15 protein-coding genes are annotated in these 18,243 nt (G+C 50.2%); 8 read left to right on the top strand and 7 right to left on the bottom strand.

Annotation, left to right across the window (positions count from 1 at the left end; translation table 11 throughout):
• Window positions 1-5: 5 nt before the first annotated feature.
• The 7 genes from gltB to GUA87_RS05035 all read left to right on the top strand — a co-directional run bounded on the left by gltB (window position 6) and on the right by GUA87_RS05035 (window position 9,354).
• On the top strand, window positions 6-4,553 hold the full coding sequence (gene gltB, locus GUA87_RS05005; RefSeq protein ID WP_193715401.1) for a glutamate synthase large subunit: 4,548 nt from the start codon (window positions 6-8) through the stop codon (window positions 4,551-4,553).
• A gap of 204 nt (window positions 4,554-4,757) precedes the next feature.
• Window positions 4,758-5,030 (top strand): hypothetical protein, encoded by a 273-nt coding sequence (locus tag GUA87_RS05010; protein WP_193715402.1) that lies wholly within the window; start codon window positions 4,758-4,760, stop codon window positions 5,028-5,030.
• A gap of 70 nt (window positions 5,031-5,100) precedes the next feature.
• The gene (locus GUA87_RS05015) at window positions 5,101-5,769 is read left to right on the top strand and encodes a glutathione S-transferase family protein (protein WP_193715403.1); all 669 of its coding nucleotides are present in this window, start codon (window positions 5,101-5,103) and stop codon (window positions 5,767-5,769) included.
• 11 nt (window positions 5,770-5,780) lie between these two features.
• Window positions 5,781-6,935 (top strand): tRNA epoxyqueuosine(34) reductase QueG, encoded by a 1,155-nt coding sequence (queG, locus tag GUA87_RS05020; RefSeq protein ID WP_193715404.1) that lies wholly within the window; start codon window positions 5,781-5,783, stop codon window positions 6,933-6,935.
• A complete protein-coding gene (locus tag GUA87_RS05025; RefSeq protein ID WP_193715405.1) occupies window positions 6,919-7,407 on the top strand; it encodes a class I SAM-dependent methyltransferase in 489 nt (162 codons plus the stop codon). The genes queG and GUA87_RS05025 overlap by 17 nt, the downstream gene beginning before the upstream one ends.
• Window positions 7,408-7,525: 118 nt before the next feature.
• Window positions 7,526-8,146: a hypothetical protein gene (locus GUA87_RS05030; protein WP_193715406.1), complete on the top strand. Its 621-nt coding sequence runs from the start codon at window positions 7,526-7,528 to the stop codon at window positions 8,144-8,146.
• A gap of 83 nt (window positions 8,147-8,229) precedes the next feature.
• Window positions 8,230-9,354: a GGDEF domain-containing protein gene (locus GUA87_RS05035; protein ID WP_193715407.1), complete on the top strand. Its 1,125-nt coding sequence runs from the start codon at window positions 8,230-8,232 to the stop codon at window positions 9,352-9,354.
• 1 nt (window position 9,355) lies between these two features.
• Here the strand turns inward: GUA87_RS05035 and GUA87_RS05040 are convergent, their stop codons facing one another.
• Window positions 9,356-10,216 carry a sterol desaturase family protein gene (locus GUA87_RS05040; protein WP_193715408.1) on the bottom strand — a complete coding sequence of 287 codons (861 nt, stop codon included), beginning with the start codon at window positions 10,214-10,216 and terminating at the stop codon, window positions 9,356-9,358.
• Window positions 10,217-10,299: 83 nt separating this feature from the next.
• Between GUA87_RS05040 and GUA87_RS05045 the strand changes: the two genes are divergently transcribed.
• Complete coding sequence (locus GUA87_RS05045; RefSeq protein WP_193715409.1) at window positions 10,300-10,896, top strand: TetR/AcrR family transcriptional regulator; 597 nt, start codon at window positions 10,300-10,302, stop codon at window positions 10,894-10,896.
• On the opposite strand, the gene xth is transcribed toward GUA87_RS05045, so the two are convergent.
• From xth to GUA87_RS05075, 6 genes are all read right to left on the bottom strand, one after another.
• Complete coding sequence (gene xth, locus GUA87_RS05050; RefSeq protein WP_193715410.1) at window positions 10,893-11,687, bottom strand: exodeoxyribonuclease III; 795 nt, start codon at window positions 11,685-11,687, stop codon at window positions 10,893-10,895. The two genes, GUA87_RS05045 and xth, sit on opposite strands and share 4 nt — an antisense overlap.
• A 22-nt stretch (window positions 11,688-11,709) precedes the next feature.
• Window positions 11,710-12,315, bottom strand: a complete 606-nt coding sequence (locus GUA87_RS05055; RefSeq protein ID WP_193715411.1) for a hypothetical protein — start codon at window positions 12,313-12,315, stop codon at window positions 11,710-11,712.
• A gap of 31 nt (window positions 12,316-12,346) precedes the next feature.
• Complete coding sequence (locus GUA87_RS05060) at window positions 12,347-12,973, bottom strand: LolA family protein (protein WP_193715412.1); 627 nt, start codon at window positions 12,971-12,973, stop codon at window positions 12,347-12,349.
• 83 nt (window positions 12,974-13,056) lie between these two features.
• Window positions 13,057-15,465: an FtsK/SpoIIIE family DNA translocase gene (locus tag GUA87_RS05065; RefSeq protein ID WP_193715413.1), complete on the bottom strand. Its 2,409-nt coding sequence runs from the start codon at window positions 15,463-15,465 to the stop codon at window positions 13,057-13,059.
• A 9-nt stretch (window positions 15,466-15,474) separates the two neighbouring features.
• Window positions 15,475-16,668 (bottom strand): aminotransferase class I/II-fold pyridoxal phosphate-dependent enzyme, encoded by a 1,194-nt coding sequence (locus GUA87_RS05070; protein WP_193715414.1) that lies wholly within the window; start codon window positions 16,666-16,668, stop codon window positions 15,475-15,477.
• 345 nt (window positions 16,669-17,013) lie between these two features.
• The gene (locus tag GUA87_RS05075) at window positions 17,014-18,243 is read right to left on the bottom strand and encodes an ammonium transporter (protein WP_193715415.1); all 1,230 of its coding nucleotides are present in this window, start codon (window positions 18,241-18,243) and stop codon (window positions 17,014-17,016) included.

Raw genomic sequence — 18,243 nt, forward strand, 5'->3', positions numbered from 1 at the left:
TGAAGATGACTAAAGATATTCAAAAAAATTCTGGCGAAGAATTTGTTAAATCCTGGCAGGAAAATGCTGCTTACCTTGCTGAAAACGGCATGTACAACCCCGCTGAAGAGCATGACAACTGTGGTGTTGGTCTTGTGTCCGCCATGGATGGTGTCCCGTCCCGTAAAGTGGTTGAAGCCGGTATTGATGCGCTGAAAGCGGTATGGCACCGCGGTGCGGTTGATGCAGACGGTAAAACCGGTGACGGCTGTGGTATCCACGTTCAGATCCCTCAGGATTTCTTCAAAGAGCATATCGCCCGCACAGGTCACGAGCCACTTGATGGCCGTCTTGCGGTTGGCATGGTGTTCTTGCCACGTACAGACTTCGAAGCGCAGGAAACATGCCGGACGATTGTTGAATCTGAAGTTCTGAAGTTCGGTTATTATATCTATGGCTGGCGTCAGGTGCCGGTGAACGCGTCCATTATTGGTGAAAAAGCCAACGCGACCCGCCCTGAAATTGAACAGATCATGATCGCCAATAACCGCGGCGTAGATGATGAACAGTTCGAGCGCGAGCTTTACATTATTCGTCGCCGGATTGAAAAAGCCGTCCTGGCGGCTCACATCACTGGCTTCTATATCTGTACGCTGTCTTGCCGTTCGATCATTTATAAAGGCATGTTCCTCGCTGAACAGCTCTCCAGCTTCTATCCTGATCTGCTGGATGAGCGTTTTGTGTCTAACTTTGCCATCTATCACCAGCGGTACTCCACAAATACCTTCCCTACATGGCATCTGGCCCAGCCGTTCCGGGTTCTGGCCCACAACGGTGAGATCAACACCATCCGTGGCAATATCAACTGGATGAAAAGCCATGAAATCCGTATGGTTCACTCCACTTTCGGGGATCATTCCAATGATGTGAAGCCAATCGTTCAGGCGGGTAGTTCCGATAGTGCGGCGCTGGATGCGGTGTTTGAGGTTCTGGTCCGTGCGGGCCGTAGTGCGCCGATGTCCAAAACCCTGTTGATCCCGGAAAGCTGGTCCAACTCACCATCCATGCCTGAAGCCCATAAAGCGCTTTATGCTTACTGTAACTCTGTGATGGAGCCATGGGATGGCCCGGCCGCGATCTGTGCAACAGATGGACGTTGGGTGATTGCGGGTCTTGATCGTAATGGTTTGCGTCCGCTTCGTTTCACAACAACACGTGATGGCCTTCTGGTCGTGGGTTCTGAAACCGGTATGGTGCCGGTTGACGAAGATAATGTGGTGCGCAAGGGCCGGGTGGGTCCGGGCGAGATGATCGGTGTGGATCTGAAGAAGGGTAAGTTTTACTCATCTCACAAGCTGAAAGACAAAATGGCTGCGGCCCGTCCGTTCGAGAAATGGATCGAAAATGTTGTCGAGCTTGAAGACACACTGAAAGATGTAGAAGAGCCCCGCAAATTTGATCGTAAAGAGCTGCGTCAGCGCCAGATGGGTGCCGGCTGGAGCCTTGAAGATCTGGAACTGATCCTGCAGCCAATGGCCGAAGACGGTAAAGAAGCTGTGGGCTCCATGGGTGATGACACCCCGCTTGCGGTTCTGTCCAAAAACTACCGCGGTCTTCACCACTATTTCCGTCAGCGCTTCTCTCAAGTGACAAACCCGCCGATTGACAGTCTGCGTGAACGAAGTGTCATGACACTAAAAACCCGCCTTGGTAACCTCAATAACATTCTGGATGAGGATCCAAGTCAGGCAGAAATTCTGTCGTTGGAAAGCCCAATTCTGACCAATGGTGAATTTGAAGCCATGCAGAAATATATGGGTGACAGCTGTCAGGTTATTGATTGCACATTTGACGCAAATGGCGGCGCCGATGCGCTGTCTCAGGCTTTGCAGCGGATTCGTAAAGAAGCCGAAAATGCAGTACGTGGCGGTTGCGCCCACCTGATCCTGAGCGATCTGGACACAAATGCTGAACGTGCCCCAATCCCAAGCATTCTGGCAGCAGGTGGTGTTCATACCCATCTGGTGAACGAAGGCCTGCGGACCTTTACATCGGTCAATATCCGTACAGGTGAATGCCTTGACGTTCAGTATTTTGCCGTTCTGGTGGGTGTGGGTGCGACAACCATCAACCCATATCTGTTGCAGGAATCCATTGCGGATCGCTTCGATCGCGGCCTGTTCCCGGGTCTGGATCTGAAGACATGTCTTGCCAATGCCAAAAAAGCAGTGGATCAGGGCCTTCTTAAAGTGATGTCCAAAATGGGTATCTCTGTCCTCAGCTCCTACCGTGGTGGTTACAACTTCGAAGCGGTGGGTCTGTCCCGCGCGCTGGTAGCAGAGTTTTTCCCGGGTATGCCGTCTCGCCTTTCCGGTATTGGTTTGCCAGGTATTCAGAAAACAGCCTTGAAGCAGCACAAAAAAGCCTATCAGGAAGATGTGGTGGCGCTGCCGGTTGGTGGTATCTACCGTTACCGCGCGAAGGGTGAGGTACACTCTTTCGATGGTGAGCTTATTCACATCCTGCAGACAGCCGTTGAGAAAGACAGCTACTCACTTTATCGCAAATACAGCGAAGGTCAGCAAAGCCTGCCGCCTGTAAATCTGCGTGATCTGCTGGACTTCAAATCTGACCGGAAGCCAATTCCAATCGATGAAGTGGAAAGCATCACTGAAATCCGCAAACGTTTCGTGACCGGTGCCATGTCCCTGGGTGCGCTTTCAAAAGAAGCGCATGAGACACTGGCCATCGCCATGAACCGGATCGGCGGTAAATCCAACAGCGGTGAAGGCGGGGAAGATGTCAGCCGATTCACACCTCGTAAAAACGGTGACAACGCAAACTCTGCGATTAAGCAGGTGGCGTCCGGTCGTTTTGGTGTAACCGCGGAATATCTCAATAACTGTGAAGAGATTGAGATTAAAGTGGCCCAGGGTGCGAAGCCGGGTGAAGGCGGTCAGCTGCCAGGATTTAAAGTTTCCGAAATGATCGCGAAACTTCGTAACTCCACACCGGGTGTGACCCTGATTTCGCCACCGCCGCACCACGATATTTACTCGATCGAGGATCTGGCGCAGCTGATCTATGACCTTAAGCAGATCAACCCGGAAGCACGTGTTTGTGTGAAACTGGTATCTGAGGCAGGTATCGGTACGGTTGCCGCCGGTGTTGCGAAGGCGAAAGCCGACGTGATCATGATCTCCGGTAACTCCGGCGGTACAGGCGCAAGCCCACAGACATCTGTTAAATATGCAGGTGTTCCATGGGAAATGGGTCTGCCGGAAGTGAACCAGGTTCTGACTCTGAATAAACTGCGCCATTCTGTTCAGCTTCGTGTTGACGGCGGTATGAAAACAGGCCGTGACATTGTCATCAGTGCCATGATGGGCGGTGAAGAATATGGTCTGGGTACTGGTGCACTTGTGGCGCTGGGTTGTATTCTTGTGCGTCAGTGTCACTCCAACACTTGTCCTGTGGGTATCTGTACGCAGGATGAAGACCTGATCAAGAAATACGAAGGAACTGCCGATAAGGTTGTGAACCTCTTCAGCTTCCTCGCCGAAGAAGTTCGCGAAATTCTGGCCTCCTTGGGCTACCGTTCCTTGGAAGAAATCATCGGTCGCAGTAATCTGCTGACACAGGTGAGCCGCGGTGCAGCCCATCTGGATGATCTGGATCTGAATCCGCTTCTGGCGGAAGCGGATGCCGGTGACAAGCCGCGTTATTGTACAAATGACGGTCCGGTTGCGGTTCCAGAAACTCTGGATGCCCAGATGATTTTGGATGCGGCCAGCGTCTTTAACAAAGGCGGTGAAAAACGTCAGCTCGCCTACAGCATCCGTAATACGCATCGTGCCATCGGCACCAAACTGTCCTCTCAGATTGTTCGTACCTTCGGTATGACAGGGTTGGAGCCAGGCCACATCACTGTGCGCCTTCGTGGGTCCGCCGGTCAGTCCTTGGGTGCCTTTGCGGTGCAGGGTCTGAAACTGGAAGTGCTGGGTGATGCCAACGACTACTGCGGTAAGGGTCTCTCTGGCGGTACCATTGTTGTCCGTCCAATGACCTCCAGCCCGATCGTCTGGAACGAAAATACCATTATCGGTAATACGGTTCTCTATGGCGCCACATCTGGTTACCTGTATGCAGCAGGTCAGGCCGGTGAGCGTTTCGCCGTCCGTAACTCAGGTGCAACGGCAGTGATCGAAGGTGCCGGCACGAACGGTTGCGAATATATGACCGGTGGTAAGGTTGTGATCCTTGGTGCGGTTGGCGGCAACTTTGCGGCGGGCATGACCGGCGGTATGGCCTATGTTTATGATGAAAACAACACCCTGCCGACGGATATCAATGATGAAAGCGTCGTCTACCAGCGTCTGCAATCCTCCCATTGGGAAGAAGACCTGAAAGCAATGGTTCAGGAACATCTGGACCAGACCGGATCTCCAATGGCTGAGCGCTTGCTGGCCCACTGGGAAATGGAACGTGATCACTTCTGGCAAATCTGTCCGAAAGAGATGATCAACAAACTGGAACATCCCCTGTCAGATGAAGCGGATAAACAAACCGCTTAATCCAGTAAAGATCATCAGAGAAAGCCGGTGCTCGTCACCGGCTTTTTTTGTGCCCGGCAAATGTTTCCGCCTCTGGCAATGCCTGCCTATGAGTGATATTTCGGTTGCTAGCGAAGCCGAGTAAAAACAGTTGCTTAGGTCCGTGTGAAACTTGGCCTGTATCTTGCTTTTGAGTAGGGAGTTGCCCCAAACCGAGGTGTTAAGATGCAAGAAGTTCCACAGACCGTCACCCAAATCCCTGCTGATCAAGCCAACACTCATTTTGATCCAATTATTGAGCGCGAAGATGTGATGTGGGCGGCACGCCGCTTCATTCTGATTTATGGCGTGAAAGCAACAGAAGTTGTACAGAGCGAAGTTCGCCGTCTGGATATGGCTGGAAAACTGCATGTGGCCGAGATGTTTACCCGCGTCGAGCAGGAATGTGAACGTCTCCTCAGCAAAAGTGAGAAGCTGCGCCTTCGCGATGTTCACTAAGGGCTTAAAAATTTGATAGGTGGGCAGGAAACAATTTTCCTGCTCCGTCTTGCTGGGTTATGTTAGGCCCATGCGAATTCTTTATCATTTCTGGATTTTACCAGCCTGTAGAAAAGTACGTTTGGCGCTCAACGAGAAGGGTCTGAACTATGACCTTGCCGTTGAAAAGCCATGGGAGCACGCCGATAGCCTGTTGGCGCTCAACCCTGCGTCGGAGGTCCCTGTTTTAAAAGATGAAAATGGGTCGGTGATCGCGGATTCTCAGGCCATTTGTGAATATCTGGAAGAAACCTATCAGGACGTCAAATTGATGCCTGAGGAAATCGCAGAAAAGGCAGAGGTGCGCCGCCTGATTGCCTGGTTTGACCGGAAATTTCAAACAGAGGTCACCGATAATCTGGTGGATGAAAAAGTCCTGAAACGGCTGACCCGAACAGGCACCCCCAATACGGCCGCCATTCGCGCTGGACACCACAATATTCACTATCATCTGGATTATATTTCCTTTCTGACAGAGCGGAGAAATTGGCTCGCAGGGGAAGAGTTGACCTACGCCGATCTGGCCGCTGCGGCGCAAATTTCGGCCGTGGATTATCTGGGGGATGTGCCGTGGGAACAGCATCCGTCCGCCAAAGTTTGGTATTCCCGCATTAAATCGCGGCCGTCTTTCAGGCCGTTGCTAGCAGATAACCTGCCCGGAATGCCTGCACCGCCTCATTACGCTGATCTGGATTTCTGATCGCTTCTTCCATGACACGCTTATCTCCTGAACAGAAAGATGCCCTGATTTCCTATTCTTTGGAACAGGGGTTTGATGTGGCACGTGTGACCGCCGCGGATTTTGGGAAGCTGCCGGGGGAGCGGTTGCAAGCCTTTCTGGATGCGGGCCTGCAAGGAGATATGGACTGGCTGGAAAACAGAAAAGAATGGCGGAAAAATCCGACTAATCTTTGGGAGGAAGCCAAGTCCGCGCTTGTTCTGGCCATTAATTATGGCCCCGATGAAGATCCGCGGGCTTTGGCAGATTATCCTGATAAAGGCATTGTGTCCGTTTATGCAAGGGGGCGGGATTATCATGATGTGGTCAAAAAGCGCCTGAAACGTATCGCCCGCTGGATCGTGGAGCAACATGGTGCGGACGTAAAAGTATTTGTGGATACGGCCCCAGTCATGGAAAAGCCGCTGGCCGCGGCAGCGGGTGTTGGCTGGCAAGGAAAGCACACCAACCTTTTAAGCCGTGAATTTGGATCGTGGTTGTTTTTGGGGGTTATCCTAATCACTGCTGATATTGATCCCGATGAGAAAACAAAAGGCGATTGCGGAAGCTGCGATGCTTGCCTTCGGGCCTGTCCCACCAATGCATTTATTGCGCCCTATCAGCTGGATGCCCGGAAGTGCATTTCCTACCTTACCATTGAAACCCGATTGCACATCCCCCGTGATATGAGATCCCAAATCGGCAACCGTATTTACGGATGTGATGATTGTCTGGCGGCGTGCCCGTGGAACAAATATGCGCAAGTTTCCAACGAAATTGCCTTTGAAGCGAAAGAAGCGCTTAAGTCGCCCAATCTTGAAGACCTTGCCTGTCTTTCGGATCCAGAGTTCAGAACCATATTCAGTGGGTCTGCGGTGAAGCGGCTGGGACGAAATAGATTTGTTAGAAATGTGATGGTCGCCATTGGAAACTCCGGGAAATCAGATTATGTGCCAGTGATAGAGGAACGGCTTCAGGATGTATCGGATCAGGTGCGACTGGCAGCTGTCTGGGCGCTTGGAAAAGTGGCCGCGTCAGAAGAGTTTAATGCGTTGAAACAAGCGCATTATGCCTTGGAAACGGATCCTCTTGTCTTGGAAGAATGGGATTTGAGCGGAAGAGAGCTTATCGATGAGCAAACTGGATAGTTTTATCAGGCGTATGTCCGCACAGCGAGATTGCCTTAATCACGTTGCCCGGAAGATTGAAAATGTAACGGGTCCGGTTCTGGAACTGGGACTTGGAAACGGCCGCACCTATGATCATCTACGCGAGAAGTTTGGGGCGGAGGATGTGTATGTTTTTGATCGACAGAAAGCCGCACATCCAGATTATTGTCCTGACGATGACCATATGGTGCTCGGCGATTTTACCGAAACATTGAAACAAGTAGCCGACCGGTTGCCTGAGAAAGCCCGTCTTGCCCATTGCGATATTGGAACAGGTGACAAAGTGCAAAGTATGGAACTTGCCAATCTTATCGTCGATGATCTCGACCTACTGTTGACCCCCGGCGCGTATATCGTCAGTGATCAACCCTTTGATCGCGTCAACTGGATCCCACAGCCCCTACCCGAAGAGGTGGCGGTTGGGCGGTACCATATTTACCGCAAAGATTGAGAAAGCGGAAAAATTTACCTGCTAACGACGAGTTCAAAATAAAAGAAACGGCTAAAAACAGACACTCTTAAAGTGGAATGGTTTTTGCTTCTCTTCTTGGAAAAGAGGAGAGGGGATCATGATACATTCCGTTCAGCAAAGCCAAACCGTCGCCAATCTTTACCAGACACGCCTTCCCACAGATAGCCCTGCGGCCGAACCCACTAAAGTTAAAGCAGAGCCACAGGATAAAGTAGATATCTCTCCAGCCGGGAAGGTGATGACTGAGTCACTGGAAGGTTTAGCGCCTCTTACCCTGGATCCAGCGGTTCATTTCGCCAATGCAGACAAAGAATTGAAGAAACTGATGGACCGTTACGGGGTACCGGAAGGCACTGAGATTGATATAACTTCTGATAGTCGAGGAAATTTCAAAGTAGAGGGTGACCATCCGATGCTGAAACAGATTGAGGAAGATCTCAACTCTGGTGAGGCAGGGGATCTTCGAAATTCTCTGATTGGGGGGCAAACCGGGCTCATCATCCAGCGGATTGGAATGGCTATGGAGATGGCGATGAACGCCGCGGACAAGAACCCGTCAAAAACAGAGCAATATTATGATTGGGTACTCAATGTAGCGAGTGAGGCAAAAGGCGGTAGCCTCTCCTACACTTACCTGAACGGGGAGAGTACCGCCGACCTTGTGGGTAAGAATAATCGCGTTATCACTGCGGATGCGGGCCTCAAATTGAATGTTTGATTGTAAACATATTCAAGTTAAGTAAATTTTTATAAAATAAGCGGACGATCAAATATGTAGCTTACCCTTTAGGAGATTGTCCGATGCAGACCGTCGTACCTGCCGCCGAGCAACAACTCATTGATCAAATGGGATTGTCAGAACGAGAAGTGGCCAGACGATTACATTTTCTGAACTTCACTGAAGAAGATCGCGCGCGCGTTCAACTTGTTCAGAAAAATATCACTGCCCGCGTTCAGGAAATTGTCGAAGAATATTATGAATTTCAGTTGGCAGATCCGGATATCGCCAGTGTTATTGGCGATATTGACACGCTCAACAGGCTCAAAGGATATATGACCACTTATATCAAAAGCCTGTTTAGCGGGGTCATTGACCTTCAATATGTAAATACCCGTCTCCGTATTGGGAAGGTGCATAAGCGCCTTGATGTGCGGCCCAAACTTTATATGAAAGCGCACGCAAAGCTGCAGTCGTTGCTGGATCAGGAAATTGAGGACTGTTGTTTTGTTGAAGACGCCATTTTGATCAAGCAGGCGGTTCACAAAATATTATTGTTTGATGCGGAGCTCGTCTTTGATGCTTATGTGGAGGCCTATCTGACAGAGATGCAGACTGCGACCCGGGAGGTTGAGAAATATGCGTCTAAGGTTGGCATTAAAACCGATAGCATGTTTAGCCGCCTGCACGAAAAGTCACAAAAAGATGGGCTGACCGGGCTGCATAATCGCCGGGCGCTTTATGATTATCTGAAGCATGAATCCCAAGTGGCGGAGCGGCACCATCTTTCCTTTGTTCTTGTCTATTTGGACCTGAATAACTTTAAAGCGGTTAATGACTTGCATGGTCATCAGGTGGGGGACGAAGTACTCCGGCAGGTGGGGAAATCCATGCTTGAAATGACCAGAAAAGTAGATATCCCTGCCCGTTATGGCGGTGATGAGTTTTGTATCATCATGCCGCGCCTGACATTGGAAGAGGTGGAAATCCCGCTGACACGCCTTTGCAAGGATTTTGATCTTCACTGCAATTACCCTGTGACTTTCAGCATGGGGGTGGTGCAAGTAGGCCCTACTGTTTTTGAAGAGCCCGAAGAGCTTATGGAAATCGCCGATAAGCTGATGTATGAAGCGAAACGTGAAGCGCACCGGGATGGCGCGCATCACTGGCATTTCGAAGGCAAAACAACGTCAGTGAAAAACCACTGATTTACGTACCGGGCGGGCCAAATACCGCCCGGATTTTTGCACTAATCCCCGTCCTTGTAAGTAGATCTTTTGCCATGCTGGCAAATTCGTGGAACTGGATAATAAACGGGTTGGATGTATTAAGCGGTTCGGTAATACCAAATTTCACTTTTTCTTCTTCTGCTTGGTAGGATCCAAACAAGTGGTCCCAAAGCATCAAAATACCCCCATAGTTTTTATCAAGATATTCATCGTTGGAGCCGTGATGAACCCGATGATTTGATGGCGTGTTGACGATTTTATCCACCCATCCAAGTTTCCCGATTTTCTGGGTATGGATCCATGTCTGATATTCAATGACAATCAGGATCGCGATAAGCGTTTCCAATATGCCAAAACCAAGTAGGATCATGGGAATAAGGAAAATCCACTCAAACAGGCTCTCAACCCAGGACAGGCGATAGGCGGTTGTTAGATTGTATTCTTCTGAAGAATGGTGAACCACATGGATTGCCCAGAGAAAACGGATTTCATGTTCGAGGCGGTGCATCCAGTAATAGGTGAGATCAGCGGCCAGAACGAGTAACGGCCAATACCACCATCTATCGGCAAAATTGCCTTGCATGTCATAAATGGCAAACTCATGAAAAATGTAGAGGCCAACCAAAAACACGATCCCCAAGCCGAGGCGATCGAGAAGGGCATTTGCGGCGGCGATAAACGCGTTGGCAGCGGTCTCTTTCCAGCTTTTGCGTTCTTTATTGGTGAGATCCCAGATGGTCTCGATGGCGGTCAGCCCGATAAAGATCAGAAATGTCCATTCAAAAAGTTCCAGAATTTCGTTGATATAGGGGGTTGTGCTGTCAAACGTACCAAGTTCCATTTATTTCATCTCCAAACTTGAATGAACGTACGTTCAGTATATATAATGGTAGAAGAGGCTTTCAAGAAGGAGAGGTGAATAAAATGGTAGATCAAACAAGTCGGATGGATAAAGTCTTACGGCGTCGTGAGAGAATTGTTGAGGCGGCCGCCACCTGTTTTGCGTTAAAGGGCTTTCATCAGACAAGCATGCGGGAGATTTCGGCTGCAGCTGGGGTGAGCCTTGGCAACCTCTATAATCACTTTGACAGCAAATCCGACCTCATTCTGGAAATGGCGAAACTGGAAGAGAAGGAGGATGCGCCCTTACTTGCCCGCCTCAAATCCATGACAGACCCTGAAAAAGCGATTGAAGAAGGGGTGAAGGAGCTATTCTTTTCCTATCAGGAGCCTCTTATCGCTGCGTTGGCATTGGAAATCACAGTTGAAGCGACAAGAGATGAAGCTATCAGTGAGAGTTTTGAGAAAAATCGGAAGGCCTATTGCTCAACACTTGCGGAGCAAATTTCCAATTATCAATCTGCAAAAGGTACAGAGATGAGCGGAGACATTGAGTTTCTCGCCCTTTGTATCCTTGATCTTGTAGAATCAGCCGCCATACGGCAGGCGCTGGAAAGCGAAAGCGATGCGAACACTGCTTTCGAAAAGCTCATGCCTATTGTAAGGAAATTGATCTCCTAAAAGTCAAAATCCACAATGACCGGTGCGTGGTCCGAAGGTTTTTCACGATCCCGAGCTTCCAAATCGATTTGCATGGCTTTCAGGGTATCTTTGAGCGCAGGAGTTACCCATACATGATCAAGGCGACGCCCTTTGTTGGATTTACGCCAGTCGCGGGCGCGGTAGCTCCACCAGCTGTATATTGGTTCCGGTTCCGGAATAAAATGGCGCATAGCATCGACCCAATCATGGGCGTCCATCATTTCCTGCATGAGTGCTGTTTCAATGGGGGTGTGGCTGACCACTTTTAGAAGCTGTTTATGGCTCCAAACATCACTTTCCAAGGGGGCAACATTTAGGTCACCGACAAGAATAAAGCGGTTATCGTCGGCCTTACGCTCCTTAAACCAGTCTCGAACTTCGCTCATGAAGTTCAGTTTATGTTCGAATTTGTCATTTTGTTCCGGATCCGGAATGTCGCCGCCTGCAGGGATGTAAAAATTATGGAGCTCGGCCCCATTTTCGAGTTTCACAGCCACATGTCGTTTGTCATCGCGGCCACACCAAAGCGGAGATTCCAGTGTTTCGATCGGTTGGCGGGAGAAGATGGCAACCCCGTTATAGCTTTTCTGACCGGAGAAAACATAATGTTCAAACCCAAGTTTTGTGAGGGATTTGGTCGGAAATTCGTTGTCTGTTACCTTCGTTTCCTGAAAACAGAGAATGTCAGGATTATGGGTTTCAACGAAATGATCAACGTGATGCAGGCGGGCACGAATTGAGTTGATATTCCAGGTGACGAGGCGGGTCATTATATTTCGCTTCCGAAATGAATTAGAAAATGTTGAAACTGTTGCCGGAAATGGCGATCGGCCAGTGGCCTTTTTCAAACAGTTTGTATTTTAAGGCAAAGGGGTGCGTATCTTCCTGGCCTGAGGCAAGCACCAACGCGGCCTGATGACAGGCTTGCAAGGCGGAACCCATAGCAGCACGAATAAGTTCTGCATCCACAATGCCTGCCTCTTCCGCCATATCTTCAATGGCTTCCTCAATCAGGGGAGACGCGGTGGAGGCAATATGAGTGAGCGCCATGGTAAGGTCTGCTTCGGGGATAAGTTCCAAGGCTTCCATGGTAAGGCCCGCGCGCATTTGTTCTTCCGCTTCCCACCACATGCTGTTGAGATCCGGGCTCTGCGCGGCATAAGCGGCGTCCTCCCAGCTTTCAACAGGCGCCACATATGATCCAGTGAAACCCATCAGGTCGATATATTCGTTGGCTGCGTCATATACATCGGCCCCAAGCGGTGTGCCAACAGCGCTAAACCACGGAACAGACACCAGCAGTTTGTTAAAGCGCGCTACTGAGACAAGCGTTGGAAATTCATCAAGATCAGGGCTCTCGTCATCCCAATCTTCTTCATCATAATCGTAGCCAGCCATGATTTAACCTGTGCCTTTTATTCGCTTGACCTTAGTTCTTGCGATCATATTCTTCATCGAAGAAAGTGAAAAGCTTTGCTTCAAATTTGCCGCCAAATTCCTGATCGCTCATGGTGACACTTGTGGTTTGCCCTTGTGGATCAGTGACGAGCCATTTTTTTAGTTCAAAAGGAAAGAGGGAAAACACAAGGGTAATTCCGCCCTCATCGGGCTCTTCGGTATCAATAAGGTTTACCCGCAACACACCTGCATCTTTCTCAACTGACGTCACGGTCACTTCACCGCTGAGCGTTGGGTTTTCTTTTAACAGCACCGAGATTGGGGTCGAGGAAAGGGGGATGCGGGTGGTCTCCTGCAATTCCTTATCATGGAACACAAGCCAAAGGCCGTCAGCCACCACCAAAATTTGTGCAGGTGGGAAGTATTCAAACCGGGCGCGTCCCGGCCTGCTCATATAGAAAACACCTTCGGCAATGCCGCCTTCTGCATTGACTTGCAGGAAACTGGCTTTCATGGTTGTGATGCCTTTTAGATATTCTTCAATTCGCGCGATATCTTTTTTGTCTTCTTCTGACAAAGGGGCAGCTACAGCGGGGCTTATCAATGCAGTTGTTGCAAAGAATAGAAGTGCTGTGCATGTCGCGAATAATTTTTTCATATCATCTCTTTTCCCAAAAGCGTTCTATTGCAAATAGGCTGTTATCCTAGAATGTTAAGGGATTGTGCTGAAATAAAGGCAGTTTAGTTATAGGGGTCCTCAATATCACGGGCGAGGACTTCACGTTTACCCACATGATTGGCGGAACTGATCACACCTTCTTTTTCCATTTCATCAATGATCCGGGCTGCACGATTGTAACCGATTTGAAGATGTCTTTGGACAAAACTGGTTGACGCTTTACGCTCACGACACACAAGGGCCACCGCCTGATCATACAGCGCATCAACAGGACCGTCACTGCTACCGCCGCCAATGCCGGGGATACCGGGCTCTGATTCTTCGGTAACCTCCTCAACATAGTCAGGCTGACCTTGATCTTTGAGGAAGCTCACAATCTTTTCAACTTCTTCATCCGAAACAAACGGGCCATGGACACGTTGCACACGGCCCGCGCCCGGCATAAAGAGCATGTCACCTTGTCCAAGAAGCTGCTCCGCGCCCTGCTCACCAAGGACGGTGCGGCTATCGATTTTGGAGGTCACCTGGAAGCTGATCCGGGTTGGGAAGTTTGCTTTAATAGTACCTGTGATCACGTCAACAGAGGGGCGTTGCGTCGCCATGATAACATGCAGACCAGCGGCACGGGCCATCTGGGCCAGTCGCTGTACAGCGCCTTCGATTTCCTTTCCAGCGACCATCATCAGGTCGGCCATCTCATCCACGATGATGACAATCATGGGGAGTGGGTCGGTGTCCAACGGCCGCTCTTCAAAGACGGGCTCGCCAGTTGTTTCATCAAATCCGGTTTGAACGGTGCGCTTAATCTCTTCACCGCGCTTTTTGGCTTCACGAATGCGCTGGTTATAGCCGTCGATATTACGAACACCCAGTTCCGCCATTTTCCGGTAGCGATTTTCCATCTCTTTCACCGCCCATTTAAGGGCGCTAACCGCTTTATCCGGTTCTGTCACCACAGGTGCCAGCAAATGCGGAATGCCGTCATAAACAGACAGTTCCAACATTTTCGGGTCAATCATAATGAAACGGCATTCTTCTGGTGACAGGCGATAGAGGAGGCTGAGGATCATGGTGTTGACCGCCACCGATTTACCGGAACCCGTTGTACCCGCAATCAACAGATGCGGCATACGGGCAAGGTCAGCCACGACCGGATCACCGCCGATATCTTTACCCAAGGCAAGGGTGAGTTTCGACGATGTGCTTTCGTAAGCGGCGGTGGAAAGCAGATCCCGAAGGAATACAGTTTCCCGACGCGCGTTTGGAAGTTCGATACCGATGGCGTTCCGGCCCGGAATAACAGCAATACGGGTCGAGATGGCACTCATAGAGCGGGCGATATCGTCCGCAAGGCCAATTACACGGCTGCTTTTAAGGCCTGGCGCAGGTTCCAGCTCATAAAGCGTTACAACAGGGCCCGGACGTACCCGGCTGATCTCACCTTTAATGCCATAGTCATCCAGAACACCTTCCAGAAGGCGGGCGTTATTCTGAAGGGCTTCTTCACTGAGGGGTTTGTTGACCTTCTTTTCATCCTGCAGGGCCAATAATCCAAGCGGAGGGAGTTGGTAAACATCCGAAGGCCCAAGATCCAACGCAGCCTGTTTTTCAGCGGTGACACGTTTGCCGGCCTTGGCTTCCTGTTTGCGGGCTTCAATTTTGGGCTCCCGAACCAAGGAAGGCTCCGCCTCTGGCTCTTTTTTCTTCCTCAGGCTAATGCGTTTCGGTTTTGCTTTCTTCTCCGGCTTTGAGACTTCAGGCTCTTCTGTGCCGCCGAGAACTATTGGTTCTTCTTCCTGATCCGCGTCAGTTTTCCCCCGCACTCCTTTTAAGGAGCTTCCAACTTTATAGGCATATTTGCCGCCGGAAATAACCCCCCGCGCCATGCTCTGCCATTCTTGAAGAGGAAGTGCATAGGCAACAATAAGAGCAGCCAATCCCAGAAGTCCGAGAACGAGCGATAATATACTGCCAGGGATGATCACACCGGCCTTTTGGCCAAGGACCATGAGGTTGTTAAAGATAACCTCCCCGACAATACCGCCATACCCTGCATTTAACGGCCAGCCTTCACTTGCAGGGATCGCCGCCAGCGTCGCCGCCATCAATGAGAGGCCAACGGGCATCAATGCCACATGTACCCAACCCCAGCGAAGGCCTCGATGAGACATGATCCGCCATGCCCACGCAACAAACCCTAACAGCAGCCCGATGGAACTTAAGCCAATGGTCTGCAAGACAAGATCAGCCACATGAGACCCGGCACTCCCCAGAATGTTGCTGGCCGGATTATCTGTGGCGTGGTTGAAATTGGGATCGTTTGGCGAATAGTCTATCAGGGCCACGGCCCCAAGCAGGGCGATAGCCAGTAACAGAAAGCCAAAAAGCTCCACCGCACGGCGATACAGGAAGTCTGTGCTGCCACTTGGAAGCAGGGACATGGATTTGGATGCGCTACCTTTTAAACTCATATTTCCAGTCTATAGGATATTAGCGATTCGCGTCAAAGCCTCATCCATCATTTGTGGATCAAAGACAAGGGCAACACGGATATATTCCTTACCCGGATTAATGCCTGTGGCATCTGTTCCCGCCAGATATTCACCCGGCAGAACCCTTACAGCCCCTTCCGTCCAGAGTTTTTTGGCAGCTTCAACGCCATCCCCCACATTAAGCCACAGGAAAAACCCGCCGGGCGGACGATAAAATTCAAAGCGATTACCTAAGTGCTTTTCCGCAATGGAGATATTCTCCTGATAAAGGGCACGGTTTTTGGCAACATGGTCGTCATCATTCCAAAGGGCTTCCGCTGCGGCGCAGGCTGGCAGTGGGTTTGCCGCGCCGCCAAAGTTGCGCAGGTTAATGAAGGCCTTGATAATCTCCTCATCCCCGACAACAAAACCGGAGCGCAGCCCCGCCGCGCTCGAGCGTTTGGAGAGGGAGTGGAACGAGACAAGGTTTTTAAGGCCTCCGCCTTGATTGCGGACAACCTCCATCATGCCGATGGGGACATCGCCATCATAAATTTCGGTGTAGCATTCATCCATAATCAGGGTGAAATCATAATCACGCGCCATTTGCAGCGCTTTGACCAGATACTCTTCGCCGGCCACCGTTCCTTGTGGATTTGATGGGCTGCAAAGGAAGAAGGCGGATGTGCGTTTCAAAAGATCCGGGTCAATTGCATCCAGATCAGGGAAGAAGTTATTTTCCTTTGTGGCGTTTAAGAATACAGGTTCAGCCCCTGCCATGACGGCTGCCGCGTGATACACATGATAATAAGGGTTTGGCATCAGGATGGCTGGCTTGGCGCCTTCAGGATCAACATCCGTTACCACCGCTGCCAGCATATACAATGCTTCTTTGGTGCCATTGACAGGCGCAATGTTTTGATTGGCTGAAATCATGTCTTCTGGCAGGTCATATCGTCTGTTTAACCAATTGACGATGGCGGCGCGAAGGGCTGGTGTTCCATCCACAGGCGGATATTTGCCATACAGATGATCATTGTCGATCAATGCCTGCTTCATCAGTTGTGGTGGCTGGTTTTGCGGCTCTCCGATCGTCAGGGCCAGAGGCTCCAGATCAGGGGCAGGATCGAGTGGATCCAGAAGAGATCTCAGGGCGACAAATGGTGAATTTCTAAGACCCTTTAGTGACCTGTTAAGAGGCATTTTTCAGCTACCTTCGAAAAATGGTTAACGAATAATCCTTGTTTTACATGTTTTTAGGTGACATGCACGGAAAATTACAGATGGATCAAGTTACTGTTTTTATGGTAGCACGGTTTTTGCAGAAAAGAACAAAAGCAAAACAAATTAATCTATATGGGGAAAATCAAGATTTAGATTATTCAATCAGTTGCATTATAAAAAACTAAATAAATAAGAAAACTGGCTGTTTGGTCAAGTGTTCTACAAAAGTTCTAAATTAGGAAATAGTACTATTTGTATAGATAGGCATATGGCTTACGGGTAGTGGTCACGAAAATGTGAACACTACCCGAAATTATGGTAAAATTAGCGCAGATCTTCTTCAGGATATGCACCAATTTTGTGGATACTAAGGTCCGCGCCCTCAAACTCTGATTGTTCATCAAGGCGAATACCCATTGTGGACTTCAAGACGCCATATACGAGGAAGCCGCCGATCAGGGCATAAAGACACCCGGCCAGGCTCACGATCAGCTGTACGACAAAGTCGACGCCGCCTAGGCCACCAAGCGCTTCAAGGCCGAAAATGCCTGCGGCGATCCCGCCCCAAAGACCACAAAGACCATGGAGTGGCCAGACACCAAGCACATCATCAATTTGTAGTTTGTTCTGGCAAAGTGTGAAGGCATACACAAACAGTGCACCTGCCACACCCCCTGTTGCCAATGCGCCAAGCGGATGCATGACATCGGATCCCGCACATACGGCTACCAGGCCTGCGAGTGCGCCGTTATGTACAAAGCCCGGGTCATTTCGGCCAACGATGAGAGAGGTGATGATACCGCCGACCATGGCCATGAGGGAGTTCATGGCAACAAGGCCGGAGATACCATCAATGGCCTGTGCACTCATGACGTTAAATCCGAACCAGCCAATACACAGGATCCAGGAGCCAAGTGCGAGAAACGGAATGTTTGAAGGCGGAATGCCGACAACGCGACCATCTTTACGGTAACGACCCATGCGGGCACCAAGGAGAAGAACAGCGCCCAGAGCAATCCAGCCGCCTACACCGTGAACCACAATGGAACCGGCGAAATCGTGGAAACCAACCCCAAAGGTTTCTTCAAGGGCAGACTGGATGCCGAAATTGCCGTTCCAGATAATGCCTTCGAAGAATGGATATACGAAAGCAGTCAAGATAGCTGTTGCCGCAAGTTGTGGCCAGAATTTGGCGCGTTCTGCGATGCCGCCTGAAATAATGGCTGGGATCGCGGCCGCAAATGTGAGCAGGAAGAAAAACTTCACCAGATCATAGCCGTTGGAGGCAAAACTGTATCCTTCCGCAGTGGCTGTGCCAGAAAGCACGGCTGCACTCACGAGGAAATCGATCCCGTATGCGACGGAATAGCCGATGAAGAAGTAGGCAATGGTTGAAATACCAAAGTCCACAAGGATTTTGACCAGGGCATTAACCTGGTTCTTGCGGCGGACGGTACCGACCTCCAGAAAAGCAAAACCTGCATGCATGGCAAAAACCATGATCGCCCCAAGCAGGATAAAGAGCACATCTGTGCCGGTGACGGACTGGTCCAT

Source organism: Sneathiella sp. P13V-1, assembly GCF_015143595.1.
GTDB lineage: Bacteria > Pseudomonadota > Alphaproteobacteria > Sneathiellales > Sneathiellaceae > Sneathiella.